The organism is Pseudoalteromonas shioyasakiensis, from assembly GCF_001550135.1.
GTDB classification, from domain to species: domain Bacteria; phylum Pseudomonadota; class Gammaproteobacteria; order Enterobacterales; family Alteromonadaceae; genus Pseudoalteromonas; species Pseudoalteromonas shioyasakiensis.
This window is the reverse complement of sequence record NZ_LRUE01000015.1, coordinates 430,774-455,739: the sequence shown is the minus strand read 5'-3', so window position 1 is coordinate 455,739 and position 24,966 is coordinate 430,774. Positions and strand designations below refer to the sequence as shown.

Genomic DNA, 24,966 nt, shown 5'->3' with positions numbered 1-24,966 from the left:
AGAAAGCATAAATTTGCTGCAGGATACGCTGCAAAGATATAAAATAAAAATTATTAAATTTTAGAAACAGCATAAGTTTTATTTATATAGTTTGCCATTAATGAATTTAAATCAATTAATCATTCTAGATGCTATTGTGCAAAGCTCTAGTTTGAGCCAAGCCGCACTTAAATTGCATAAGACTCAACCTGCGCTCACGTTAGCTATTAAGAAGCTAGAATCAGAGCTAGGGTTTGAGCTACTAGACCGAAGCCAATACAGGTTGCATTTAACTGAGAAGGGCCGTATTTTTTATCGTGAGGCCAAGCAATTACTTAATGCAAACAGTGAGTTAAGCTCACTTGCAAAAGAGCTGGCACTAGGTAATGAAGCCAATTATAAAATTTGTTACGAGCAACTTTGCCATCAAAATAGTTATAACCAAGTGATCAGCCAAACCTTCAAACGTTTTGCTAGTACTGAGTTTAGTATTTCTTCAGGTAAGCGCTTTGTATCTCTAGAGCAGGTTAATAGTCATCAGGCTGATTTAGGAATTGGCCCTTGGTTTGATTTGTTTCATGCAACAGGAGACCTTGAAAGTTTACCGATTGGTAAATTTGATATAGGTATAGTTAGTGCGCCTGATGTAGTGCCAAGTGAAATCAGTTTTGCAGATATTCAAAATTACCCGTGTTTAGCCATGTTTGAAAGTGACTTGAGTTTTGACAGTGATAGGCTTTCTTATACGCTAGGCTCTGCGTTAATGAAAATTGACGATATAACCAGTGTTAAGTCGTTTTTGCTCTCTGGTGCGGGCTGGGCAATGATCAGTTTGCAACATTGCCAAGCGGAAATCGATGCTGGTTTATTACAACAAATTAAAATTATCGATCGTGAACACCAGTTTGGCGCAGAAATTCGAGTTTTTAGACAGCACTCAGTTCATCATGGCCCTGTTGCAAGAGCTATTTGGCAAGATTTTAGCGAGGTCAGTAAACAGTATTTGGAGTCGAGTCGTGCAGCAGGCAACTAAAGAAGATTTAATTTATACCATTATTTGCACCATTCCTGAGGGGAAAGTTGCCAGTTATGGGCAAGTAGCAAAGCTTGCGGGATACCCTAATAACTCAAGGTTAGTGGGGCGGTTATTAAAAGTGATGCCCGAGGGATCAAGCATTCCATGGCACCGGGTGGTTAATAGCCAAGGTAAAATATCGTTTCCAGAAGGCAGCAATAAACACCTTGAGCAACGACAAAAACTACTCAGTGAAGGTGTTACTTTTAATAAGGATAAAATTAATATGCGCCTGCATCAATGGGACTAATAAACATACAAACTAATTGATAAGTAGTGACAAACACATCCAACTAGCACAAATACATGCCAAATTGCATGGCTGTAATGGCGGGTTTTAGCGCTGTAAAATACAGTGCCTAAACTGTAGGCAATCCCGCCAGCTAGCAGCCACCATAAAGCGCTTAAATCAAGGTTCAAATAAAGTGGATAAACAAGTGCTAGTGCAAACCAGCCCATTAATAAATAGGTAGCGAGCGAGACTTTTTTATTCGTGTTTTTGACCAGTAATTTATATGCAACACCACCAAGCGCTAAAGACCAAATAAACACTAAAGCAGCAATTGCCCAAGCCCCAGATAACGAAATAACCAAATAAGGCGTGTAGGTACCTGCAATAAGCAAGTAAATCGCACAGTGGTCACATTTTTTATAAATGGCTCGTATACGCTCTCTGGTACTGGCGTGATATAAGGTCGAGGCTAAAAATAATACCAGTAGGCTTGAGCCATACACTATGGCACTTACCGTAGCTGACACAGCTTTAGATTGTGAAACTAAGTCCCACAGTACATATACCGCAAACAGGACTCCCATGCCGTGAGTAAGCACGTTAAGTTGTTCTTCTTGGCGTGAATAAGGGAGTTGCTCTGTCATATCTATCTACTAAAAATGAGTGAATAAAACAGTTTCAGTGTACAAGTGTGCGCTGAAATTGGCAATGCTTATTTTTTCACTAAATGTTGGTCAAAACATTTAAATCTATTGGTTTTATTAACCAACCCTGAATAAGGCTAAAAAACCAATCAATAATTAAAATCTTAAAAATCAATAGTTTAAAATTTATTTTCAGGGTGGCACAACCTTTGATTAAGTAATTACGACTAATTACTTAAAGAGACAAGGAATACCACTATGAATAACTCACTTAAATTAACTACTGCTGCGTTACTTGTATTAGGGTCAACTCAAGCAAGTGCTACTGACTTTGAATTAGATATCAGCAACACAATTACACAATCTGTTAAAAGCTATGTTCAACAAGCGAGTAACGAGCTGAAGGAAAGCGTAATGAACAGCATTGAGTTTGATGCTCAAAAGTTACTAGATACTTACATGAGTGAAGATGCAATTGCTTCGAAAGAAGAAGAGTTAAAAGTTGCTCAAGCTCCTAAAGCAACAAACAAGCAGTAAGGAAACAAGACAATGAGTAGTGAAATCAGCTTATTTTTACTTATGGTTGCACCGGTTTTGAGTTTACTCAGTGCATATGCATCTATCGAATTATTTCGTAACGTTGCACAATGGTTCAACTTCTAAGGTACAAAGTAGATATTAAGATTTCATGAAATATTGATCGGCGGATTAAAAGCGCACGTAATTAAAGGCATGTGGTTTTAGAATAGTAGACTTTATGAAGCGTGCGATTTTTCCTTTACCGGTTTTTATTTTACCTGAAGGGTTCACCAAGCTAAGAATTTTTGAGCAGCGTTACTTAACGATGGTCAAAGAAGCTGTACAAGATAACACTGGTTTTGTGCTGTGCACTTACCAACACGATACAGATCTTAACTTGCCCGAAATTGGTTGTTTAGTGCAAATAACCGACTTCAATCAAGATGATAATGGTCAATTATTAATTGATGTTTATGCTGAGCATGCAGTGTCTATGCATAACGCTTTTCAGGATAAGCAGCAACTTCGACATGCTGACATCGAAATAATTACGTCACCTTCATGGTATGTAAGCACGCCAATTAATGACGAAAACACTTTATTGAGTGACACACTTCGTGCTGTATTTGCAAATCAGCCGGATTTAGCAGGTCTATATAAAGCCCCACAATTTGATAACCTTGCTTGGGTTGTTGCTCGCTGGCTTGAAATTTTGCCTATATCGTTAGTTAAAAAACAACAACTTGCTTATAAATCTAACTTTGAAAACTTGCTAAGTTTCCTCCATACTCTAATCAACAACGAATTTACTGATTAATGTGATCTAACATCAACTTTTTGCCGTATTACTTCTAACGACAATAATTGGATGACATAAAGATGGTAAGTCAACAACTTCAAACAGGTTGTAAACCTAACACAGGTCAATACTCTGCCATGCCAGATACTCCAAGCAAAGAGCTTGCAGATGCTTTATTTGCTGTTGCTGAGCACCGTGATAAACGTGCGTTTGCAATACTTTTCCAATATTTCTCACCAAAAATTAAACGTTTTGGAATAAAGCAGTTCGGTTCTGAAGCACAAGCGATGGAATTAGTTCAAGAAACACTAACCTCAGTTTGGCGTAAAGCACACCTTTACCATAAAGAAAAAGGTGCAGCGACAACTTGGGTATACACAGTAATGCGTAATGCCTCTTTCGATATGCTAAGAAAAATGAAGAGCAGTAAAGAAGAGTGCATTAGTGAAGATATCTGGCCATTGATTGATGAAGCCGAGCCCGGCCAGCACGAATTTAGTGACCACTTAGAAGATAAACAGATCAAACAATACCTTGATAAATTACCGCTTGCGCAACGTGAAGTTGTGCGCGGGGTGTACTTTCAAGATATGTCGCAAGAACAGCTTGCTGAGCATTTAAACATTCCCGTAGGCACAGTGAAATCTCGTCTTCGCTTAGCCTTGCAGAAGTTACGCAATGAAATGGGAGATCACCATGATTAAGCACCATCCTAGCAACGAATTACTTGCCAAGTTCAGTGAAGGTAATCTACCTGCCACTTTGAGTGTTGCAGTCGCTATTCATGTTGAAATGTGCCCTGTGTGTCAAAAAGAACTCGCTGCGCTCGAAGCGAAAAATGCTGACAATGTATTTACTGAATCAGCTACCGACTCGGATGATATGTTCGATAAAACACTTTTTGATGCCATCACCGCTGATGAATCAATTGATGAAGTGTACGAGCAAGAACAAGTGTCGGTTGATGTTAAAGATAAAACCTACACTTTACCTAGAGCACTTACACGTATCGGACACAGTAACTTTATGCAAATAGGTAAACTTGCTCGCTCTCGCATAGATTTAGACGACGGTCCATTACGAGCAAGTCTACTGCACATTGATGCGGGTGGTGAAATACCTGAGCACACACATACGGGTTTTGAGCTCACTTTATTATTAGATGGGGAGTTTAGTGATGAAGACGGACACTATGTACCAGGTGACTTTATGATGTTAGATGGTCGCCACAATCACACGCCAAAAACAATTGAAGGGTGCTTGTGCTTTACAGTTGTTAGTAGTGCCCTACACTTCAATAAAGGTATTAGTAAATTACTAAATCCAATTGGTAATCTAATCTATTAGTAGAGTTTATATGCAGCAATCGACAATTAAAATTGGTTTAAGCGCCTGCTTAGCAGGCGACAAGGTTCGCTTTGACAGCGGCCACAAAAAATCTAATTTTTGCATGGATGAGTTGGCTAACCATGTTGAATATAAAAAGTTTTGTCCTGAAGTGGCGGTAGGTCTGCCAATCCCTCGACCAACTATTCGCCAAGTGCGTGTTGGCGATACTATTAAAGTGTGCCGCCCAGATGGCACAGGCGATGTTGGCCCTAAACTAACAGAATATGGTAAACGAGTGGCAACAGAGCAAACCGCTGAGTTAAGCGGCTTTGTGTTTTGCGCGAAAAGTCCTAGTTGCGGTATGGAACGTATTAAAATTTATAACGAAGCGGGTACTGGCAATACTTCAGAAGGTGTGGGTTTTTTTGCAGAGCAAATAATGGCACATAACCCATTGTTACCATGTGAAGAAAACGGTCGTTTAAATGATATGCATCTTCGCGAAAACTTTGTAATGCGTGTTTATACCTATAAGCACTGGCAAACATTAAGCGAGCAACCACTCACAGTACATAGATTGACTCAGTTTCATGCCCAATATAAGTACTTATTGATGGCACATAACTACGAAGCTTACCGTAGCTTAGGAAATCTGCTTGGCACTTTTGATGGCGAAGATATCCAAACTTTGGCTGATGAATACATTTTAGGGTTAATGACAGCCCTTAAAAAACCAGCTTCACGTAAAAATAACGCTAATACATTAATGCACTTGCAAGGTTATTTTAAAAAATCGCTTTCTAAGATTGAAAAGCAAGAACTACGTGATGCCATCGATGAATATCGCCAAGGCTTGGTGCCACTATACGTACCACTTACGCTAATTAAGCATCATTTAAAAGTGCACCCAAACGAGTATCTTGCTAAGCAAGTGTATCTTGACCCCTATCCGAACGAATTAAAACTACGCTACGGAATTTAATGAATACATTATTTTGGTTTAGGCGCGATCTGCGCCTTTTTAATAACGACGCTTTGTATCAGGCTATCGAAAATGGTTGCCGAAATGCGGTATTTTTTATTACTGAAAAGCAATGGCAAAAGCATGATGTGGCTGCTATTCAGTTAGATTTATTAAAGCGTAGGCTTAGCTTCTTGGGGGAGCTTTTAGCTAGCAAAGGTATTGAATTACATATTATTGATGCAGCTGATTACGCCGGTTGTGTTGAAAAATTAGCGTCATTTTGTGAGCAACATCAGGTAAAAAATGTATACGCTAACAACGAATATGAGCTTAACGAAGTAAACCGAGATAAAGCGTTTTTACAGCATGCTGACAGTAAAAATATTGCTTTTTATGCATACGACGGTGATGTAATTGCGCCACCGGGAAGCATCAAAAATCAAAGCGGCGAAATGTTTAAAGTATTCACGCCATTTAAAAATGCATGGCTAAAAGTTTACCAAGACACCCACTTTTATTTTGCTGAGCCGCCACAGATGTTCGAACCCATTGAGTGGCAGCCAAGTGAGTTATTAGCCTCAGACGGCAAGTCAGAAAAATGGCCTGTTGATGATGAAACGCTCAGCCACGTTTGCGCGCGCTTTATTGAAGAGAAGCTAGCAACATATCAAGACCAGCGTGATATCCCAAGCATTAAAGGCACCTCAGGTTTAAGCCCTTACTTAGCACTTGGCATTATCAGCGTTCATCAATTATTGGCACTGATCCAACAGCGCCACCCAGATGTACTACGCAGCAGTAAAAGTAACTTATTTTGTTGGGTTAATGAGTTGATTTGGCGTGAATTTTACCGCCATCTTATCGCGATTTATCCAAACCTAAATAAATACGATAACTTTAATGAGAAATACAACGCTGTGAAGTGGCGTGATGATGAAAGCGACTTTAAGGCATGGTGTGAAGGTAAAACAGGCTACCCGTTAGTTGATGCTGCAATGAGGCAGCTTCTGCAAACTGGCTGGATGCATAACCGTTTACGCATGGTGGTCGCGAGCTTTTTAACCAAGCACTTATTAATTGATTGGCGTAAAGGCGAGCGTTTTTTTATGCAGCACCTAATAGACGGCGACCTTGCATCTAACAACGGTGGCTGGCAATGGGCTGCAAGTACGGGGTGTGATGCTCAGCCGTATTTTCGAATTTTTAATCCTATCACCCAAAGCGAGCGATTTGATCCAGATGGTGAATTTATCCGTAAATATTTACCAGAGCTGGAAAAAATACCTGCCAAACAAATCCATTTTCCGCATGATTATTTAGCGAAACAGGGTAAGTCGAGCAGTTATTGGGCAGCAATTGTTGATCATAAAGCCGCGCGAGAGCGAGCGCTAAACGCATTTAAGGTGTGATATGGACAAGGCGACCCTTGATAGGTTTATTGATGTTTATCAATCACTCAATAAAGACAATTTACAGTTATTGGATGAAATCTATCATCCTGATATTCAGTTTGCAGATCCCTTGCATGCGGTAAATGGTCTTGGGGAGCTGCGTGACTATTTTAAAAACCTTTATGCCAATGTGCTTTCTTGCGAATTCGCTATCGAAGACAGCTATGTGACTGAAAATATTCAGAGCAAAGATGACATCGCGTTTATTTATTGGACCATGCATTATCGCCATCCAAAGCTCAATAAAGGCCAAGCAATCTCGGTTGCAGGCCATAGTCGTTTAAAATTTGCTGGCGATAAAATAATTAACCATCGCGATTACTTTGATGTAGGTGCTATGCTCTACAGGCATATTCCAGTGCTTGGCTCGGCTGTGAAATACATCGATAAAAGAGCGAGTGCATAATGACGACATTAATTACAGGTGCAACCTCAGGTATTGGCGAGTCATTAGCAAAGCTTTATGCAGACAATAATGAACAGGTCATTGCATGCGGTAGAAATACAGAAAAGCTTGCTAAATTGAGCCAGCATCAAAATATAGAGTCTTGCCAGTTTGACGCAACCGACCTTCAAGATATTCGTTCGAGCACAGTGGCTTATACACAATTTGACCGGGTTATTCTAAATGCTGGCAATTGTGAATACATTGATGATGCTCGCAATTTTGACAGCAGTTTGTTTGAGCGGGTGATCACGACCAACTTGCTCAGTATGGGCTATTGCCTGGAGGCGTTATTACCAAAAATAAAGCCCGGTGGTCAGCTTGTAATAGTAAGCTCTAGTGTGACTTATTTACCCTTACCACGCAGCCAAGCATATGGTGCGTCTAAAGCCGGTGTAAGTTATTTAGCTAATAGCTTAGCGGTTGATTTAAAAGATATCGATGTCACTTTAGTTCACCCAGGTTTTGTTAAAACGCCGCTTACAGACAAAAATGACTTTCCAATGCCTATGGCTGTGAGTGCAGAAAAAGCGGCAAATTATATTTATAAAGGGGTCGCGAAAAGGCGCAAAGAAGTGCACTTTCCGCACCGTTTTACCTTCATTTTAAAATTTTTAAGAATGCTTCCTACGCCACTTTGGCTGAAGCTTGCAAAAGGATTATCACGTTGAAAAAAGTGGCTGTTATTGGATCTGGCATAGCGGGTTTAAGCTGTGCGCACCTATTGCATAAACACTACGATGTAACCGTATTTGAGAAAAACGACTACATAGGTGGCCATACTGCAACCATAGACGTAAAAGTTGATGGCGTTGAGTACGCTGTTGATACTGGCTTTATTGTCTTTAACGACCGAACTTACCCATATTTTGAAAAGCTACTTAAGCGCTTGGGCGTTGAGCGTCAGAAAACCCAAATGAGCTTTAGTGTGCATAACGAACAAACAGGCTTTGAATATAACGGTCATACTTTTTGGAGTTTGTTCGCACAAAAACGCAATATCTTTCGCCCTAAATTCTGGAAACTTTTAAAAGACATTGTACGCTTTAATGATGTGTGTAAATCATTACATGCTGAAAAAAATTATAAAGAAAATCAAACTCTAGGTGAGTTTTTAGACGAGCATGATTTTAACGAGTTCTTCCGTTTTCATTATATCTTGCCGATGGGCGCTGCTATTTGGTCAACAAGCATTAAAGAAATGGCGGAAGTTGGCGTAGAGTTTTTTGTTAAGTTTTTTTATAACCACGGTTTGTTGGATATCACGAATCGCCCGCAGTGGTATGTTATTCCGGGTGGCTCTCGCGAATACATTAAACCTATGATCCAAGGTTTTGCTGATAAAATTCGTTTAAATAGTAATATCAGCTCGGTATCTCGAAAAGATGATAGTGTGCATGTCCATTTCGATGATGGCCATAGTGAAACATTCGACAAAGTTGTGTTTGCTTGCCATTCAGATCAAGCTTTAAAGCTGTTATTAGATCCGACTGAAGACGAAAAAAGTGTTCTATCAGCTATACCTTATACGGCTAATTCAGTGGTACTACACACTGATACTACACTGCTACCAAAACGCAAAGCAGCATGGGCGAGCTGGAATTATCTGTTAAATAACAACACAGACAAAGCTGCTGTTGTGACTTATCAGATGAATATTTTGCAAGGCATTAAGAGCGACACGCAATTTTGTGTCACGCTTAATCACCTTGAAGGCATTAAAAAAGACAAAATTCTGCGTGAGTTTACTTATCATCATCCGGTATTTAATAAACAGTCGATTGCCGCTCAGCAGCAAAAGTCTCTTATTGACGGTAAAAATAATAGCTATTTTTGCGGTGCGTACTGGTACAACGGCTTCCACGAAGACGGTGTAAGAAGTGCTGTAAATGTGGCAAAGCAACTCGGAGTCGAGTTTGAATAGCGCCATATATGTAGGTGATGTTCGCCACAGGCGCTTTGCCGTCAAAGAGCATCACTTTAAATACCCGCTTTATATGATGTGGGTCGATTTAGCTAAGCCTGATGAGCTTAATGGAGTTCATCCTTGGCTTGGCTTAAGTGGTTTCAAGGCGCTTAAATTTAATCAGAGCGACTATTTTAATTATCAAACCGATATGCAGCTGCCACTCAAACAGCGTGCACTTAATAAAATTAAAGAGCTTGGCATTGACGATGAATTTACCCATGTTTTTATGCTCGGACAGGTGCGCTGTTTAGGAATTTATTTTAGCCCGGTTAATTTTTTCTTCTTTCAAACTAGTCATGGCGATTTCACTCACATGCTTGCTGAAGTCAGCAACACACCTTGGAATGAACGTCATTATTATGTCGTACCCCTTGAAAAAAAAGTGAACTTTAAAAAGGTTTTCTCCGTATCACCTTTCATGAACTTAGATATGAACTATCATTGGCATATTAGAATGAATTCTGATAACACCATGATTCATATTGAAAATAAAAAAGACGACACTCTTTTGTTTGATGCAACCCTGCGTTTGCAAAAGCACCCTCTCACGAAAGAGCAGGTTAGTGCCGTGCTTAAACAGTTTCCGGCTATGACGTTAAGTATTTTTAAAGGTATTTACCTTCATGCTTTGAAGTTGTTTTGCAAACGTGTGCCATTTATTGGCCACTCGGGCAAACAAGAGAATTCAACTAGGTGATGTGATGGAAAAAGTATCAAATTTAACACAAGCCCAAACGACCGGCTGGATGACAAAGCTTTATAAAAAACTGGTAATAGGTGCATTCAACAGTATCAATGTCGGTTGCATTACCCTAAAAGAGGGTAATCAAAAAGAGCAATTCGGTGACATTACAAGTGATTTACATGCAACGGTCACGGTAAATGATCCTGCTATGTATAAGTCATTTGCGTTATCTGGCAGTGTGGGTGCCGGAGAGGCTTATATTCTTGGCTATTGGGATTGTGACAACCTCACTAAACTTATTGAAATATTCGCTTTAAATCAAGACCAGCTAGATGCATTCGAGAAAAAATTTGCCTTTTTAAGTGGCATTTCGCACCGAGTTAATCACATTAAAAATAAAAACTCAGCAAGCGGTTCAAAAAAGAACATTGCGGCGCACTATGATTTAGGCAACGACTTATACAGTGCATTTTTAAGTGACGAAATGTTGTATTCATGTGCTGTTTACCCTTTTAAACAAGCTAGCCTTGAACAGGCCCAAGAGCACAAACTAGCATTGATTTGTGAGCAGGTTGATTTACAACCAGGTGATTCGGTGATTGAGATTGGCACAGGGTGGGGCGCCTTTGCGATTTATGCAGCAACGCATTTTGATTGCCATGTAACGACGACCACCATTTCTGATGAGCAACATGCCTATGTTGAACAAAAGGTTAGAGAGCTTAACCTTGAGCATAAAATTACTTTATTAAAGCAGGATTATCGTCTTTTAGAAGGCAAGTACGATAAGCTTGTATCAATTGAAATGATTGAAGCTGTCGGGCATGAGTATTTGCCTGGCTTTTTTGCAAAATGTCAGTCTTTATTAAAAGACAGTGGTGCCATGCTTATTCAAGCAATCACCATAGCTGATCAGCGTTACAGCCATTACCTTAAAAATTCCGATTTCATCCAGCAGTACATCTTCCCGGGTGGTTGTTTACCTTGTTTAGACGAAATGAATAAGCAAATAAAGCAGCAAACAGACATGGTTGTGCATAGTGTAAAAGATATTGGTGTTCACTATGCAAGAACACTGGCTGATTGGCGAGAGCGCTTTGTCGCTAGCTGGCCTGAAATAGATAAAGTCAAATTTGACCAGCGATTCTATCGTTTATGGTTATTTTATTTAGCTTACTGTGAAGGTGCGTTTAGAACCCGTGCTATCAGTACAGTTCATTTAGCTGCCCGTAAACCTCGTTTTGGCCATTCTGGCGATGATATCGCGCTCGATTATTAATTTTGCTCTGTTTCAAGGAGTCTGGTTTATGGCCTTACTCCTTGAGCATAACTCTCTGATACCCGCTTTAGCTGTTGTCGCTTTGATGATTTATCTATCAAAGCAACGCCAGCAAGATAGTTGGCTACTCTTATGTGGCTTGCCTCTCGCACTGGGCTATGAATGGCTTGCCAGCAGCTTAAACTTACTTGCCTTTAAAGTAAGCCCTTTTCCTTTATGGCTTGCTGTACTTTGGGCTGCACTGCTTTTAACCATTAATACTTCGATGCAGTTTCTACAAAAGCTGCCTTGGTATATTGCTTGGGGTGTTTGCGCGTTATTTGCTCCTGCTAGTTACTACGCTGGAATGCGCTTTGGAGTGCTTAATACTGAGCTTGTTCTTTGGCAATTTTGGCTTGTTTATGGCTTAGGTTGGGCAAGTATGTTTATGGCTATAATCGCTATAAATAAGCGATTTTTAGCGGCTAAATGATCAGTTTTAGGTGGTTTTTCGTAGTGTTTAACAACACAACTTTAAGGATTATTTGATGAAAAAATCACTTAATTTAAGTTTATTTGCTGCGTTATTGTTCTCTGCGGGCGTGTATGCAAATGGCTTTAAAACGGTGGGCCAAGCGAAAATGGAGTATCTGTTTTGGGATGTTTATAACGCGAAATTAGAGACCCCATCGGGTTCGTATCAGTTTGGCCAACATCCCAGCAAACTTACACTCACCTATTTGCGGGATTTCGATGCGAAAGATATCGTCAAAGCAACCAACGAGCAATGGCAACATTTAAAGCTTAATGACATGGTAGGTGCTTACGATAAACAATTATTAACTCTTTGGCCTGATATCAAAAAAAACGATTCGTTGTCGTTTCAAACCAACGAGCAAGGGATCGGTACTTTTTACTTTAATGATAAAAAGCTAGGTCGGATCGATGATAATAGATTCGCTGACAACTTCTTAGCAATTTGGCTAAGCGCCGACACGTCTGAACCATCACTTCGTAAACAGCTTATTGGAGGGAAACATGATTAAGCTCAAAGCACTCTTTATTTTCGCTATGGTACTGTTAATTACCAGCTGCTCTGCGCCTGATGTTGATTATTATCAAGGCACAGAGCCTAAGTTTGACTTTAAGCAGTTTTTTAGTGGTGAGCTCAAAGCCTACGGCGTTGTGCAAGACCACAAGGGTGAGTTAACACGTAAGCTGGTTGTTGACATGCAAGCATCTTGGAACGGCAATCAGGGAGTGATTGACGAGCAATTTGTTTATGATGATGGCGAAACGCAAACGCGTGTTTGGTACATTACCATTAATGATGATGGCAGTATCACAGGGACAGCATCAGATGTGATTGGCGAAGCAAAGGGTGAGAGCAATGGAAGCGTGTTCCATTGGACATATTCTGTCGAGCTTCCATATGATGGTAGTACTTTAGTGGTAAATTTCGATGATTGGATGTACTTGGTAACACAATCACGCTTGATAAACCGTACCGCTATTGATAAGTTTGGCTTTGAGGTCGGGGAAGTTACCTTGGTTATCGAGAAAATTGAATGATGGTTTAGCTATCATAAAATTTTGTGATGGAAGTTAAATTAAGTCTTTATTAATACTGATATCACTAACCTTGTGATTGATAGTTAAATAGTAGTCATTTTTGAATAAATTACGTAAAAATAGCAATTTGCTGTTGCTAACTTCTCAAAAATGCATAAAGATAGGTTTTGCGAAGGCAAAATAATAACGAATAGGAATCTAACAATGAATAAAGCTCAATTAGTTGAAAAAATTGCTACTGATGCAGAAATCTCAAAAGCGGCAGCAACTCGTGCACTAGATGCATTCACTGGCGCAGTTACTAGCTCTCTTAAAGAAGGTAACTCAGTAGCATTAGTTGGTTTCGGTACTTTCTCAGTAAAAGAGCGCGCAGCGCGTACTGGCCGTAACCCACAAACTGGTGCAGAAATCCAAATCGCAGCAGCAACTATCCCAAGCTTTAAAGCGGGTAAAGGTCTTAAAGACCAAGTTAATCCTTAATAGGGTAACTTACTAATTATTGAAAAAAGGGCTTATAGCCCTTTTTTTGTATCTGGAGTTTTGTCGCGCTAGCGAAAAAGGCTTATGCCTTTAACGCTTTATCACCACGACCAATACCAACCGCACCTGAACGTACAACTTCAATAATGTCTGATTCGTGACGCAGGGTATCAAGAAAAGATTCAATTTTTTCTGTGCTCGCTACAAGTTGCAGTGTGTAACTGTGGCGACCCATATCTAAAATAGCACCTTGGAACACATCAGCAACACGCGTTACCGCTGCTCGAGTGGTTTCATCTTGGGCAAAAACTTTAACCAATAATAGCTCACGCTCGATGTGCGCCATTTCGGTTAAGTCAATAATCTTAAGAACATCTACCAGTTTGTTAACCTGCTTAGTAATTTGCTCAACGATGCGATCATCACCCATGGTTGTAATGGTAATACGCGAAAGAGAATGATCGTCAGTCGTGCCAACAGTCAAGCTGTCGATGTTGTAAGCGCGCTGTGAAAATAAGCCTACAATGCGCGATAACGAGCCAGGTTCGTTTTCTAATAAGATTGATAAAATACGGCGCATTATGCTTTTACTCCTTTACGTAACCACATATCATCGACAGCCCCTAGCTTGATTTGCATTGGGTAAACATGTTCTTTTTCATCTACACAGATGTCTAAAAATACCAGTCTGTCGTTAATAGACATGGCTTTTTCAATAGCAGGCTGAAGCTCATCAATATGATCAACACGAATACCTACGTGGCCATAGCTTTCAACTAATTTTACGAAATCAGGAAGTGATTCCATGTAAGAAGATGAGTGACGACCAGAGTACATCATATCTTGCCATTGACGTACCATGCCCAGTGAGCGGTTATTCAACGACACAACTTTCACAGCCAAATTGTATTGTAAGCAAGTTGATAGCTCTTGAATGTTCATCTGAATTGAACCATCACCTGTCACACAGATAGACTCTTTTTCAGGGAAGGCAAGCTTAACGCCCATTGCCGCAGGTAAACCAAAGCCCATGGTGCCTAAGCCACCCGAATTAATCCATTGGCGAGGGTGTTTAAACGGATAATACTGAGCAGCAAACATTTGATGCTGACCTACATCAGAGCTAATGTAAGCATCTCCATTGGTTGCTTTGTAAATTGCCTCGATAACCGCTTGAGGTTTGATTTTATCGCCATCAGTGCTGTAGCTTAGGCATTTTTGTTCACGCCAGCTAATAATTTGACGCCACCAGTCTTCTTGTGCCGAACGATCAATTGAAATAGGGCTCTTATCAATCGCCGTTTGTAACTGCTCAAGCACTGTTTTCAAGCAGCCAACAACCGGGATATGCGCTTTAATTGTTTTAGAAATTGAGGTTGGGTCAACATCAACATGAACAATCGTGGCATTAGGGCAGAACTTTTTAACGTTATTTGTTACCCGATCATCGAATCGAGCGCCTAAAGCTAAAATAACATCAGCATTTGCCATGGCTTTATTTGCCTCAAGGCTACCATGCATACCTAACATACCAATAAAGTTAGGGTGAGTACCGCTGATACCACCTAGGCCCATTAAGGTGTTAGTGATTGGCGCATTTAATGATTCAACCAAGTGAGTTAGTTGCTCAGAGGTATTTGATAGAATAATGCCGCCACCTGAGTAAATAACCAGTTTTTTAGCTTCTAAAATTGCGCTAACCGCTTTGCGAATTTGTTTTGAGTGGCCTTTAGTGTTCGGGTTATAAGTTCGAAGCTCAGTTGTTTTTGGAAATTCGAATGGGAACTTTAACTCTGGATTAAGCATATCTTTAGGTAATTCAACCACAACCGGGCCAGGGCGGCCTGTGCTGGCTAAGTAGAATGCTTTAGCTAAGATTGTTGGAATATCTTTTGCGCTACGACAGTTATAGCTGTGCTTTACGATAGGGCGAGAACAACCAACAATATCAGTTTCTTGGAATGCATCATCACCAATTAAACCAGTAGGAACTTGGCCAGATAACACCACCATTGGGATAGAGTCCATGTATGCTGTTGCGATACCTGTTACACAGTTTGTAGCGCCAGGGCCAGAAGTTGCTAGCACCACACCGACTTCACCGGTAGCCCGGGCATAACCATCAGCCATATGAGTAGCTGCTTGTTCGTGACGTACTAAGATATGTTCAATATCTTCTTGTTGAAATAACGCGTCATATAAATCAAGAACAGACCCGCCAGGGTAGCCAAAAATATACTTAACATTCAATTCTTTAAGTGCCCGAACAACTAGTTCGGATCCATTATATTCAGTTGTACTCATCCTCATTCCTCTGTGTGTGCAAGCATAAATGCATAAAAAAACCCCCGCATAGGGCGGGGGTTTTTTAAAAAGCGTGCTTTCACCTTTTAATAGCCTCCCGCTGGGCTTGTAACTAAGACCAGTACGAGAACGTTGACGACTAAAAGGTGACGGCGAATATTCATTATCTTTTATTTTCTTTTAAAAAATGCACAGCCGACTAGATGGCTGCTGTTTAAAAAATGTTAGGAGTATTTTTAAGCGTTTTGGAAACTGATGTCAACCGCAAATGTGGCTTTTTGCATTAATTTTTCTATATTTGAGTTTTTTGATATTTTTGTTGCATCTAGATGCTTAGTTGTCATTATTTTGGGGTGTAACTATGCATTGAATTGTTCGTGTGGCAAATTACTAACTATACCAATAGATAATGCATTTACGTTACTGCCTTGCATAACTTAGCTACTATCAGAATCGGATTCTTTTTTATAATTAGACACCCACTTTAACACCTCGCTACAATAAGGTTTGGTTAATTTTTAAAAGACAGCCAACTTAAATATTTAACCAGACACCCATCTTATTTTTAATAAGAATCAGCTAAAGATAGATGTGAATTATTCAGAACAAGTTGAATTGCTATAAGAATGGTGATTTTTTATTGTTATCAATTAAATTTCAGCCTTATGTGCTGAGTTAATTTTTTAGTTTTACACACTGGTCAGCGCTAGTCGCAGTAGTCGTTATGCCTCTAGAATTAAAAGGATTGGATTTGTAAAATTGACTTCTAGTGTCGAATGCGTAACTAAGTAAATAAGGCTAAGCTATTAGTTATAGAGCTTCTTCGTTTTCGTTTCATATGATTAGTATAAGCTGTGATTGCTTGTTCTTTACCTGCAGTATTTTTAAACGAGCGGGTAAAGGAAGTGGTGAGTGTGAGCCAGTTTTCAGTACAAATGTTTAACCTTTCAAGTATTGGTAATGCCTTTTCTGGGATTTTCCCTGGCTTATCTTCTCGTATTGACCGCCCAGTCCAATCAACAAGTTGCAGGTATGTTTTGAGCTCAAATGGTAGTCCCTTAGGCATATGTTTACGAGGTTTACCTGCAAAGCGCATAAGCGATTTCGGTTGCTTATTATTTTGAGCTGCATTAATTCTAGATTTAATACTGGTGTAGTCAGATTGCTCAGGTAAATCAGCCGCTTTTGCTCTAACAGGATTTAAATCTACATAAGCAAGGCATGCAGCAAGTGCTGCTTCATCAAGTAAAGCTTGTGATTTAAAGCGACCTTCCCAAAATCGACCTTTGCACTCATCTTCTTGATTCGCTTTTCGTGCAATACTTTCATTAAGCACGCGCATAAACCAACTAATGCTGCTGAGCCGTTCTCGATATAAATTTACTCTGGTATTAACCGCAGCGTGTTCAGGTTGTGTTAGCAATTCGCCATTTAAGAATCGTTGGCAAAGGAATGTACTTTTGAATAACTTGTGCCATCTAATAAGAATCGCTTTATTATTTAGGCGCTTTGCTTTTGCTATATCAATGTGAAGAACTAGATGTGTGTGATTACTCATAACTGCGTAGGCACAAATATCAATACAAAATATTCGCCCAAGTTGAAGTAGTTTCTTTTCAACCCAATCGCGCCGGTGTTCATACGAACGACCCGTTAGTGGGTCTTGCCCGCACAAATAAGCGCGACGAACGCAGCGTGAAATACAGTGATAGTAAGGTGTATTTGAAACACTAATTAAGTTTCTACGTGGGGTTGCCATGCTCTTCTCCTCCATGAGTTGAACAATTTAAGTTTAGTCATAATTTTGAGAAGTGAGAAATTTAAAGATGGGTGTCTAGCTTTATGTTGAGGTTTTACTAAAAAAATAAAAGTGGATGTCCAATTAAGTATTCAATTTAATAGAGGGTATAAAAAAGCCAGTCTTAGACTGGCTTTTGGAAGGAGGTGTTTAAGGGTTATTAGCTTGTCATAAGCCTTAAACAAGTATTCTCTTATAGACGCTCAATTACAGCTTGAGTGAAGTCTGTAGTACCGTGGCTGCCGCCTAGGTCGCGAGTTGTACGGTCGCCTGATTTGATAACATCAGCAACTGCGCTGCGGATGCGCTCTGCAGTGTCGCCCATACCTAGGTGCTCTAGCATTTGGATAGATGCTAAGATCACTGACGTTGGGTTTGCAAGGTTTTTGCCTGCGATGTCTGGTGCGCTACCGTGTACAGCTTCGAAGATTGCTGCATCTTCACTGATGTTTGCGCCAGGAGCCATACCTAAACCACCAACAAGACCAGCACATAGGTCAGATAGGATGTCACCGAATAAGTTTGTAGTAACAATTACATCAAACTCATCAGGAGTCATAACTAGTTTCATACAAGTTGCATCAACAATCATTTCTGTTGATTCGATTTGTGGGTAACGCTCAGCTACTTCACGTGCAACTTTTAGGAATAAACCAGATGTTGATTTAAGGATGTTAGCTTTGTGTACAGCAGTTACTTTTTTACGGCCTTCACGTACCGCTAGTTCGTATGCAAAAGTAACGATTTTTTCTGCACCTTCACGGGTGATTTTTGACATTGCTTCTGCTTCGTTACCATCTTCAGAAACCACTTGGCCAAGACCTGAGTACATGCCTTGTGTATTTTCACGAATAGTGATGATATCGATGTCGTCGTAACGAGCTTGTGTACCTGCGAATGATTTAACAGGGCGAACGTTAGCGTAAAGGCCAAACTTTTTACGTAAAGTTACGTTGATTGAGGTAAAACCTTCACCAACTGGCGTCGTTAAAGGACCTTTTAAAGTGATCTTGTTACGCGCGATTGTGTCGATTGTTTCTTGCGGAAGTAACTCACCAGTTTTTTCTAGGGCAGCAAGGCCAGCATCAACGAATTCATAATCAAAATCGCAACCTGCAGCTTTAAGGATCTCAAGTGCTGAATCAATAATGCTAGGACCAATGCCGTCGCCTTTGATCACTGTGATGGTTTGTTTAGCCATTTACTTTTCCTATTTATGAGTAGATAAACACGTAAACTTATCGCGAAATAGCATGCGATTTACTTGTTAGAGGGTTTACGTGGATGTGTTTGAAAATTTAAGCGGCTTTTATAGCAATTTATTCAGCTTTTTGCCAGTTTATCCTGTGAATACTGACTATAAACAGACTAAAGTTCATATTTATTTAACGTTTTCGCACTTTTTAACAACACAATCTAAAAATTGTCTGCAAATTCACAGTTTTTCAGATATGCATAAAAATCTGCTTTTGATTGCCAACCAGCAGCCGATAAGCTGTCGAAAATAATCTGTTCTTGCCAACTACTAAATAGCGCTTTGGGTTGAAAAACATAATAAGTAAATAGCTTAATCGCGACCCAATGTTTTTCATTGATATCGAGTGTTTGCTTTTTATGTTGCTCACTACCAAGTAAATGCTGTGTCCAACTGTTATCGCCAATCAGTTGATTTAAATACGCCGTTAGTGGCTCTTGATTTAAGTGACTAACCCCAAACAAACAGGCAAGCGGTGGACTTATTACTTGCTCTTCGGCCTGCTCAAATACAGTTTTACGAGAAATACAGGTTGCTTGATGTTCGCAAAGATAAAGAACATAGGCATATAAGGGCAAAGTAACTTGCTCAAATTGAATTGAATCGTTGTGCTTAAATAGCGCCTGAATAATGCGCACCATATTCTCAAGGCGCTTAGATATATGCTGAAAAAGCGGGTGTGATGTGGTTGCAACCAAGCGTTGAAATAATACTTTTTGGATAATAGCAGGGGCGTTATCGTATCCGACCATAGACAAACAATGGCGCAAGTCTTTAGCTCTTTGCTGCTCTTTATTGTAGGGTTTAGAAGCAACGGTAAGCTGGGTTATCAATTCAGGGTAGGGGCTTAAAAGCTTATTTAAGCCACGATAGCTATATTCCTGCGATACTTTTAACGTGCTAATTAGCTCTAAATACTGCTGCCTACGCTGCTGATTTATTGGCTGTGGCTCAGCAAAGTTAATGTTTTCACTAAACCAAACTGTGTATAGCAAACGAGAGTCTTTACAATGCCTTTGTTTGTCAAAAATAGTTAAGCTTGCTTTAAAGCGATGCCAACGAATTTTTTCAGGGCGGCTGGCATCAACCAATATATGGCGGCCATGTTCATCTGTGGCTAAATAAATAAGTACTTGTTCGGCGTACTTTACTTCACTGGCCGGAATGTATGGGCCAATATGCGCAATCAGTGCTTTTATAGCATTTTGGGCAAATTCATTAGGGGTGCGTAAATAAATATCAGCTAAGGCTTTGTGCACACTAATGTGACCACCTGACTCGCGGTAAGTCGTATTCATGGCAATAATATTAGCCAAAGCAACTAAGGTTGTTGCGCCATCGTAAATCATAATTTTTGGCGCGCTTAATAGGGCTTGTTTATATTTATTTAATCGCGCTAATAAATGCTGAATAGAAAGCGTATGTGGGCCTGAGTCTTTTAGTAATTTTGCTGCTAATTGATGGCGACACTGCCAAAGCTTTTTATCTTGAGCCGTCAGGGTCTGTCCTGCCGCTAACTTATTACTTTGGGATTGAACGCAAAGGTAATTGGCTAAACAGCAACTAATAATTTGTTCGCTAATGGCTTGGTTGTAGTTAAGGCTGCGGCACAAAATGCAAGCGACAACACATTGGTTTACAACTAAGTTTGTGGTGTAACCATGGTTCGGTACATACAAGCTTAGTTGTGCTTGCATACCTTTTGGGCAGGCTTGATACAGCAGGTAATAACGCTCAGCTAGATTACTTAACAAAGGGAAAATTTGTGACCATTTTTGCTTTTGATGATAAAGCTTAAGTAGCTGGTGTGTACTATCAAATAAGCGTGCCAATTCCCGTGGCGTCACGTTTTCCATCATAAGCGGTTAAGTTTCTTGTTGATAGCTTTCATAGGCACTTGGCCCCCATAATACCAGCTGACCATTTTTAAATAGTAGGCCTGTGCACTCATCGATGGTGGTTATGCCATCAGATTTAACATGCTGAGTGCGGTAAAAAATAATCTGCCAAACATTGTCTTCGACTCGTTTAGCATAGGTTAGATCGGGGCTACCTAAATAATCAAGCACCGCATTCAGGTTTTCAGGCTTATCAATCGATAGTTTTGCGATATAGCGTTTATTAAAAGCTTCGCGGTCTTGCCAGATCATGGCTTGCGGATCATCTTTATAAAAAGTGATCACTAGGGTTGCTATCAGTGCATAAACACCTAACCCAAGTACCAGATATTGGAAAACCTTTTTGAACATGTGTAACTCTATAAAACTAACGCGAATTTTCAGTATACGCTCAGTTGGCAAACTGTGCTACGAGATTGCGACTAATTGAGCCTTAACTGCTTTAAACTAAAGCCTAAGTTAATATCGGTACGCAGCATAACAAGATTTTTTGATATTACGAACATGTCCATTTCTGAACTCAGCTTACGTTTTAGAGTCGGGTTTAGCTCATCATCGTTCATGGCCGCTTCTATCGACTCATAATCGTTGATTAATTGCTGCGCCGACTTATTACCTATCCCTTTAACGCCCGGAATATCATTGGTTTTATCACCTGCTAATGCCCAAAAATCAGCAAGCCGATGCTTTGGTACACCAAAGCGCTGCTTGATATCTTCAAGCTCAATATACTGTTTTTTAAAGTAATCAAAAATTGTAATTTGCTCAGATAAAAACGGCAAAAACCCTTTATCGGTAGAAACGATGGTAGAAGGCACATTATTAGTTGCGGCCTTGTAAGCAAGAGTAGCAATTATATCGTCGGCTTCATCATTATCAGGTGAAAACACCACAATGCCAGTGTCTTCAATTGCTTGTTTAAAGCGTGATAAGTTTTGCTTGAGGGTGTCAGGCATTGGTGAACGAGTGCTTTTGTAGGCCTCAAAGTAGTGATAACGCCAACTTCTTTCACCATCAAACACGGCAATCGCGTGAGTCGCATTCGTTTGCTGGCGTAACTTTTTACAAGCATGTGCCACTCGGGCACAGCTTGCTTTTATCATATGCTCTTCACTGTGATGACTCTGATTACTATCAACAGCATAGATGCGCCTAATAAGATTTAGCGCATCTATTAAAAGTAATTGGGTTGTCACATAGGCTCCTGTTAGGCTTTTATCTCATAGCAAGGAATATACTTACTGCCAGGCAATTTCATTCGGCCTTGCTCAACAAATGCTGCCAGTAGTTTGTCCATATCAGCCATAAGCGCAGGTTCACCACTTAGCACAAATCGGCCATGTTGTTTGATGGCTTGTAAGCCTTCGTCTTTAACATTACCAGCTACAATGCCTGAAAACGCACGGCGTAAATTAGCTGCGAGTTGCTGAGTTGGTTGATCTAAATGTAAATCTAAGCCCGACATATTAGCATGTGTTGGTGCAAACGGCTGTTGGAAATCATGATCGATTTTTAGCGTCCAGTTAAAGTAGTAAGCATCACCTTGGCTTTTACGGTATTCGCGTACTTCAGCCATCTTCGCTTTAAGCGTTTTACCAACTCGCTCTGGATCATCGATGATCACTTCAAACTTATCTAGCGCCGCTTTACCGAGTGTTTTCTCAACGAATTTACACAGCTCAATAAAGTAGTTTTCACTTTCTTTAGGGCCAGTAAGGATCACTGGTAAACATTGTTTTTCGTTATCTGGGTGTAGCAAAATACCTAAAAGGTATAACAGCTCTTCTGCGGTACCCGCCCCACCTGGGAAGATAATAATGCCATGGGCTGTACGAATAAAAGCCTCTAAACGCTTTTCGATATCAGGCAAAATCACCAGCTCATTTACAATCGGGTTAGGTGGCTCAGCGGCAATAATACTTGGCTCGGTTAAACCTAAGTAACGATTATTAGTAATACGTTGCTTGGCATGGCCAATGGTTGCGCCTTTCATCGGGCCTTTCATTGCACCAGGGCCACAGCCAGTACAAATATTTAAGCCACGAAGGCCTAGCTCATAACCAACTTGCTTGGTGTATTTGTATTCCACTTCATTAATAGAGTGGCCGCCCCAACAAACTATCATGCTCGGGTCACTATTTACTCTCAATGCGCCTGCGTTTCGCAGCATATCGAATACCATATGAGTAATGGCTTTTTGCTCTGTTAAATCTTTTTCGTATTTTTGACAAATAAACAGAATATCGCGAATAACCGAGAAGATATGTTCATGAATACCGGTAATGATTTCGCCATCAACAAAGGCGGATTCGGGTGGGTTTTCAAGTTCGATCTTAATCCCGCGTTCGCGGCTTAATAAGCGAATATCAAAGTCTTCGTATTTATTGTAAATTTCTAAGCTTGAATCGGTGTGGCTGCCCACATTGAGAACAGCGAGCACACAGTTCCTAAATAATTTATAGCGCTCGCTGGTGGATGATTGTTCGAGTAGATCAACTTCTAGTTGCGATAGTAAATCCAGTACACCTGTAGGATTCAGTTGTTTTAACATAAGCACTCTCCCGGCTCGTCTATGAGCCTTTATCATTGTGTGTCAAAGACCTCACATACTAGATGAGGCCTTTATTTGCTAATGCAAACTTTATTTCGTCCCTCGTTCTTGGCTTTGTATAGTGCTTCATCTGCACGGTCAAAGGCAATCAGCGGGGTATCACCTTTTTTCAACTGGGTTGCACCAAGAGAAATGGTGATTTCTACTTGCTTATTTTTAAATTTAAACGGAATGCCTTGAATTGTTTTGCGCATTTTTTCAAGCGGCACAGTGGCATTTTCAATCGACATTCCACTCATTAGTAACACAAACTCTTCGCCGCCGTAACGGGCAATAAAGTCTGATTTACGAATTGATTTTTGTAATGCTTTAGCAATTACTTGCAGTGTTTTATCACCAGCACTGTGGCCATATTGGTCATTGATTGATTTAAAGTGGTCTACATCAATCACTACAAAGGTAATGTCTGATTCTTGCACATTAAATAAGTTAAATTCATGATTAAAGCGTTCATCAAACGCCGCACGGTTTGGCAACTTAGTTAGGCCATCGAGTAAGCTTTTAAAGCGCTGTTCATTTAGGCGCTGCTTATAGGTCGAAAGCTTGGTTTCTAAATGACTAATGCGGCTATTAATATCGTTAAAGCTGGCTAGTAAGTTTTCGCGTTCGGTTTGTTCTAGCTTTTCTTTCGCAATTAAATCATCACTTAATGATTTTAATTCTTCTTCTACAAGCTCTTTAAGCGAAGAAATAGACGTCGCTTGCTGTGTTTGCGTATGCAGGTTTTTAATTTTGCTTTCGATTTGCTTGTTAAGCGTGTCGTATTCAGCGCTCAGAGATTCTGAATGCTTGCTGGTAGAAACAATGGAATGATGTAAATCTTCGATTGTTTGATTTAATGAGATCAAAAAGCTTTGCGCTGATTGGCGCTCTTTGCTCATATTGCGCGTAACGATGCTGATAATATTCAGTGCAGAATCAAGCAGATCGTCAACACTATCATTATGGGTTATTTTACTTTTGATAGTCTTAATTTGCTCGGCACTTTCATCTTCGAGCACTAAGTCATTGGCAAGAGAAAGCAGCTGTGTGGCAAGCTCTGGTCTTATTTGCGCCTCAGCTGTATTTGTTGTTGCAAGCTTGGCTTGTAAGGCTTGATGATAAATTAAAATCAGCTTTGAAAGTAGTGGCACAAAGTCATGATTAGACTGAATATTATTTAATTCGTGATCGAGTAAGTAACGTAGCGAGCGACGAGCATCTTCAGGCAAGCCTCGTACTTTTTGCAGTTGCTTGCCAGCGTCAGTGACGCTTTCATTTAGCTCACGTTGCAGTGCCATTTGCTTAGTTTCTTGTTGTTTTAACAGGCCAAGCACATCATCGATAAAGGGGGTGAGTAATTCGAATTTAACCCCTTTTTTAAGGGCATTTCTAAATTTCGCTAAACGATTGTCTAGTTCAATGTCTAGTCCTTTACAGCTTAGCGATAGTTTCGCTGCAAACTGAGAAAGAACTTCAACTTGATGTTTGCGCGCATCTTCGACCACTGTTCGAGCGTCGATCGCTTGCTTTAGCTTTTTATTAAGAACATCATGCTGTTGCTGCACCTAGTAATACCGCCATCAAAAATTCAAATTGCTATACGCTAAGTTTACAACAAATTAATACGAAATGTAGGTTCCAAGTCAAAAACTTAGCTATTTTGTCTATCAAACTTGTTGCAATGGCTGTTTATCGGTTTTTAATTCACATTTTTTCT

27 protein-coding genes are annotated in these 24,966 nt (G+C 40.1%); 17 read left to right on the top strand and 10 right to left on the bottom strand.

What is annotated here, in order from left to right:
• The first annotated feature begins 100 nt into the window (after positions 1 to 100).
• Both PASHI_RS11335 and PASHI_RS11330 read left to right on the top strand, forming a co-directional pair.
• Positions 101 to 1,012, top strand: coding sequence for a LysR family transcriptional regulator (locus tag PASHI_RS11335; RefSeq protein ID WP_055021070.1), 912 nt, complete (start codon positions 101 to 103; stop codon positions 1,010 to 1,012).
• Positions 996 to 1,304, top strand: coding sequence for an MGMT family protein (locus PASHI_RS11330; RefSeq protein WP_062565681.1), 309 nt, complete (start codon positions 996 to 998; stop codon positions 1,302 to 1,304). Before PASHI_RS11335 ends, PASHI_RS11330 begins: the two co-directional genes overlap by 17 nt.
• On the opposite strand, the gene trhA is transcribed toward PASHI_RS11330, so the two are convergent.
• On the bottom strand, positions 1,301 to 1,930 hold the full coding sequence (trhA, locus tag PASHI_RS11325) for a PAQR family membrane homeostasis protein TrhA (RefSeq protein WP_062565680.1): 630 nt from the start codon (positions 1,928 to 1,930) through the stop codon (positions 1,301 to 1,303). The two genes, PASHI_RS11330 and trhA, sit on opposite strands and share 4 nt — an antisense overlap.
• 258 nt (positions 1,931 to 2,188) lie before the next feature.
• On the opposite strand from trhA, the gene PASHI_RS11320 reads away from it, so the two are divergent.
• From PASHI_RS11320 to PASHI_RS11250, 15 genes are all read left to right on the top strand, one after another.
• A complete protein-coding gene (locus tag PASHI_RS11320; RefSeq protein ID WP_054562366.1) occupies positions 2,189 to 2,467 on the top strand; it encodes a hypothetical protein in 279 nt (92 codons plus the stop codon).
• 220 nt (positions 2,468 to 2,687) lie between these two features.
• A complete protein-coding gene (locus PASHI_RS11315) occupies positions 2,688 to 3,266 on the top strand; it encodes an LON peptidase substrate-binding domain-containing protein (protein WP_055021069.1) in 579 nt (192 codons plus the stop codon).
• 62 nt (positions 3,267 to 3,328) lie between these two features.
• Complete coding sequence (locus tag PASHI_RS11310; protein WP_054562364.1) at positions 3,329 to 3,952, top strand: sigma-70 family RNA polymerase sigma factor; 624 nt, start codon at positions 3,329 to 3,331, stop codon at positions 3,950 to 3,952.
• Positions 3,945 to 4,595, top strand: a complete 651-nt coding sequence (locus PASHI_RS11305) for a ChrR family anti-sigma-E factor (RefSeq protein ID WP_062565679.1) — start codon at positions 3,945 to 3,947, stop codon at positions 4,593 to 4,595. Before PASHI_RS11310 ends, PASHI_RS11305 begins: the two co-directional genes overlap by 8 nt.
• A 10-nt stretch (positions 4,596 to 4,605) precedes the next feature.
• Complete coding sequence (locus PASHI_RS11300) at positions 4,606 to 5,559, top strand: YbgA family protein (RefSeq protein ID WP_054551988.1); 954 nt, start codon at positions 4,606 to 4,608, stop codon at positions 5,557 to 5,559.
• Entirely contained in the window at positions 5,559 to 6,950 is a 1,392-nt protein-coding gene (gene phrB, locus PASHI_RS11295; RefSeq protein ID WP_062565678.1) for a deoxyribodipyrimidine photo-lyase, read from the top strand. Before PASHI_RS11300 ends, phrB begins: the two co-directional genes overlap by 1 nt.
• A gap of 1 nt (position 6,951) precedes the next feature.
• Positions 6,952 to 7,398, top strand: a complete 447-nt coding sequence (locus PASHI_RS11290) for a nuclear transport factor 2 family protein (RefSeq protein WP_062565677.1) — start codon at positions 6,952 to 6,954, stop codon at positions 7,396 to 7,398.
• Positions 7,398 to 8,108 carry an SDR family NAD(P)-dependent oxidoreductase gene (locus tag PASHI_RS11285; RefSeq protein WP_054562359.1) on the top strand — a complete coding sequence of 237 codons (711 nt, stop codon included), beginning with the start codon at positions 7,398 to 7,400 and terminating at the stop codon, positions 8,106 to 8,108. The genes PASHI_RS11290 and PASHI_RS11285 overlap by 1 nt, the downstream gene beginning before the upstream one ends.
• On the top strand, positions 8,105 to 9,361 hold the full coding sequence (locus tag PASHI_RS11280; protein ID WP_062565676.1) for an NAD(P)/FAD-dependent oxidoreductase: 1,257 nt from the start codon (positions 8,105 to 8,107) through the stop codon (positions 9,359 to 9,361). The genes PASHI_RS11285 and PASHI_RS11280 overlap by 4 nt, the downstream gene beginning before the upstream one ends.
• The gene (locus PASHI_RS11275) at positions 9,354 to 10,103 is read left to right on the top strand and encodes a DUF1365 domain-containing protein (protein ID WP_062565675.1); all 750 of its coding nucleotides are present in this window, start codon (positions 9,354 to 9,356) and stop codon (positions 10,101 to 10,103) included. Before PASHI_RS11280 ends, PASHI_RS11275 begins: the two co-directional genes overlap by 8 nt.
• Positions 10,104 to 10,107: 4 nt before the next feature.
• A complete protein-coding gene (locus tag PASHI_RS11270; RefSeq protein WP_062565674.1) occupies positions 10,108 to 11,370 on the top strand; it encodes an SAM-dependent methyltransferase in 1,263 nt (420 codons plus the stop codon).
• A complete protein-coding gene (locus PASHI_RS11265) occupies positions 11,348 to 11,842 on the top strand; it encodes a DUF2878 family protein (RefSeq protein ID WP_062565673.1) in 495 nt (164 codons plus the stop codon). Before PASHI_RS11270 ends, PASHI_RS11265 begins: the two co-directional genes overlap by 23 nt.
• A gap of 55 nt (positions 11,843 to 11,897) precedes the next feature.
• The gene (locus PASHI_RS11260) at positions 11,898 to 12,395 is read left to right on the top strand and encodes a chalcone isomerase family protein (protein WP_062565672.1); all 498 of its coding nucleotides are present in this window, start codon (positions 11,898 to 11,900) and stop codon (positions 12,393 to 12,395) included.
• Positions 12,388 to 12,921 carry a DUF3833 domain-containing protein gene (locus PASHI_RS11255; protein ID WP_054562353.1) on the top strand — a complete coding sequence of 178 codons (534 nt, stop codon included), beginning with the start codon at positions 12,388 to 12,390 and terminating at the stop codon, positions 12,919 to 12,921. The genes PASHI_RS11260 and PASHI_RS11255 overlap by 8 nt, the downstream gene beginning before the upstream one ends.
• A 204-nt stretch (positions 12,922 to 13,125) precedes the next feature.
• The gene (locus tag PASHI_RS11250; RefSeq protein WP_004586404.1) at positions 13,126 to 13,401 is read left to right on the top strand and encodes an HU family DNA-binding protein; all 276 of its coding nucleotides are present in this window, start codon (positions 13,126 to 13,128) and stop codon (positions 13,399 to 13,401) included.
• An 82-nt stretch (positions 13,402 to 13,483) separates the two neighbouring features.
• On the opposite strand, the gene ilvN is transcribed toward PASHI_RS11250, so the two are convergent.
• From ilvN to PASHI_RS11205, 9 genes are all read right to left on the bottom strand, one after another.
• A complete protein-coding gene (ilvN, locus tag PASHI_RS11245; RefSeq protein ID WP_054551998.1) occupies positions 13,484 to 13,981 on the bottom strand; it encodes an acetolactate synthase small subunit in 498 nt (165 codons plus the stop codon).
• Positions 13,981 to 15,705, bottom strand: coding sequence for an acetolactate synthase 3 large subunit (locus PASHI_RS11240; protein ID WP_062565671.1), 1,725 nt, complete (start codon positions 15,703 to 15,705; stop codon positions 13,981 to 13,983). The genes ilvN and PASHI_RS11240 overlap by 1 nt, the downstream gene beginning before the upstream one ends.
• Before the next feature lie 784 nt (positions 15,706 to 16,489).
• Positions 16,490 to 17,464 (bottom strand): transposase, encoded by a 975-nt coding sequence (locus PASHI_RS11235; RefSeq protein ID WP_062565670.1) that lies wholly within the window; start codon positions 17,462 to 17,464, stop codon positions 16,490 to 16,492.
• Positions 17,465 to 17,696: 232 nt separating this feature from the next.
• Positions 17,697 to 18,704, bottom strand: a complete 1,008-nt coding sequence (locus PASHI_RS11230; protein ID WP_054563906.1) for an isocitrate dehydrogenase — start codon at positions 18,702 to 18,704, stop codon at positions 17,697 to 17,699.
• A 215-nt stretch (positions 18,705 to 18,919) separates the two neighbouring features.
• Positions 18,920 to 20,605, bottom strand: coding sequence for a hypothetical protein (locus tag PASHI_RS11225; protein ID WP_130167615.1), 1,686 nt, complete (start codon positions 20,603 to 20,605; stop codon positions 18,920 to 18,922).
• An 18-nt stretch (positions 20,606 to 20,623) separates the two neighbouring features.
• On the bottom strand, positions 20,624 to 21,007 hold the full coding sequence (locus PASHI_RS11220) for a DUF3192 domain-containing protein (protein WP_054563904.1): 384 nt from the start codon (positions 21,005 to 21,007) through the stop codon (positions 20,624 to 20,626).
• Between the two features lie 71 nt (positions 21,008 to 21,078).
• The gene (gene xni / locus PASHI_RS11215) at positions 21,079 to 21,852 is read right to left on the bottom strand and encodes a flap endonuclease Xni (RefSeq protein ID WP_062565668.1); all 774 of its coding nucleotides are present in this window, start codon (positions 21,850 to 21,852) and stop codon (positions 21,079 to 21,081) included.
• Positions 21,853 to 21,863: 11 nt separating this feature from the next.
• Positions 21,864 to 23,207: a nucleotide 5'-monophosphate nucleosidase PpnN gene (gene ppnN / locus PASHI_RS11210; protein WP_062565667.1), complete on the bottom strand. Its 1,344-nt coding sequence runs from the start codon at positions 23,205 to 23,207 to the stop codon at positions 21,864 to 21,866.
• 71 nt (positions 23,208 to 23,278) lie between these two features.
• A complete protein-coding gene (locus tag PASHI_RS11205; protein WP_062565666.1) occupies positions 23,279 to 24,814 on the bottom strand; it encodes a GGDEF domain-containing protein in 1,536 nt (511 codons plus the stop codon).
• Positions 24,815 to 24,966 lie beyond the last annotated feature (152 nt).

What these genes read in the sequence shown, in the direction of transcription:
- PASHI_RS11335 (WP_055021070.1), top strand. Translation starts at nt 101, where the DNA reads ATGAATTTAAATCAATTAATCATTCTAGATGCTATTGTGCAAAGCTCT.
- trhA (WP_062565680.1), bottom strand. Translation starts at nt 1,930, where the DNA reads ATGACAGAGCAACTCCCTTATTCACGCCAAGAAGAACAACTTAACGTG.
- PASHI_RS11320 (WP_054562366.1), top strand. Translation starts at nt 2,189, where the DNA reads ATGAATAACTCACTTAAATTAACTACTGCTGCGTTACTTGTATTAGGG.
- PASHI_RS11315 (WP_055021069.1), top strand. Translation starts at nt 2,688, where the DNA reads ATGAAGCGTGCGATTTTTCCTTTACCGGTTTTTATTTTACCTGAAGGG.
- PASHI_RS11310 (WP_054562364.1), top strand. Translation starts at nt 3,329, where the DNA reads ATGGTAAGTCAACAACTTCAAACAGGTTGTAAACCTAACACAGGTCAA.
- PASHI_RS11305 (WP_062565679.1), top strand. Translation starts at nt 3,945, where the DNA reads ATGATTAAGCACCATCCTAGCAACGAATTACTTGCCAAGTTCAGTGAA.
- PASHI_RS11300 (WP_054551988.1), top strand. Translation starts at nt 4,606, where the DNA reads ATGCAGCAATCGACAATTAAAATTGGTTTAAGCGCCTGCTTAGCAGGC.
- phrB (WP_062565678.1), top strand. Translation starts at nt 5,559, where the DNA reads ATGAATACATTATTTTGGTTTAGGCGCGATCTGCGCCTTTTTAATAAC.
- PASHI_RS11290 (WP_062565677.1), top strand. Translation starts at nt 6,952, where the DNA reads ATGGACAAGGCGACCCTTGATAGGTTTATTGATGTTTATCAATCACTC.
- PASHI_RS11285 (WP_054562359.1), top strand. Translation starts at nt 7,398, where the DNA reads ATGACGACATTAATTACAGGTGCAACCTCAGGTATTGGCGAGTCATTA.
- PASHI_RS11270 (WP_062565674.1), top strand. Translation starts at nt 10,108, where the DNA reads ATGGAAAAAGTATCAAATTTAACACAAGCCCAAACGACCGGCTGGATG.
- PASHI_RS11265 (WP_062565673.1), top strand. Translation starts at nt 11,348, where the DNA reads ATGATATCGCGCTCGATTATTAATTTTGCTCTGTTTCAAGGAGTCTGG.
- PASHI_RS11260 (WP_062565672.1), top strand. Translation starts at nt 11,898, where the DNA reads ATGAAAAAATCACTTAATTTAAGTTTATTTGCTGCGTTATTGTTCTCT.
- PASHI_RS11255 (WP_054562353.1), top strand. Translation starts at nt 12,388, where the DNA reads ATGATTAAGCTCAAAGCACTCTTTATTTTCGCTATGGTACTGTTAATT.
- PASHI_RS11250 (WP_004586404.1), top strand. Translation starts at nt 13,126, where the DNA reads ATGAATAAAGCTCAATTAGTTGAAAAAATTGCTACTGATGCAGAAATC.
- ilvN (WP_054551998.1), bottom strand. Translation starts at nt 13,981, where the DNA reads ATGCGCCGTATTTTATCAATCTTATTAGAAAACGAACCTGGCTCGTTA.
- PASHI_RS11240 (WP_062565671.1), bottom strand. Translation starts at nt 15,705, where the DNA reads ATGAGTACAACTGAATATAATGGATCCGAACTAGTTGTTCGGGCACTT.
- PASHI_RS11235 (WP_062565670.1), bottom strand. Translation starts at nt 17,464, where the DNA reads ATGGCAACCCCACGTAGAAACTTAATTAGTGTTTCAAATACACCTTAC.
- PASHI_RS11230 (WP_054563906.1), bottom strand. Translation starts at nt 18,704, where the DNA reads ATGGCTAAACAAACCATCACAGTGATCAAAGGCGACGGCATTGGTCCT.
- PASHI_RS11220 (WP_054563904.1), bottom strand. Translation starts at nt 21,007, where the DNA reads ATGTTCAAAAAGGTTTTCCAATATCTGGTACTTGGGTTAGGTGTTTAT.
- ppnN (WP_062565667.1), bottom strand. Translation starts at nt 23,207, where the DNA reads ATGTTAAAACAACTGAATCCTACAGGTGTACTGGATTTACTATCGCAA.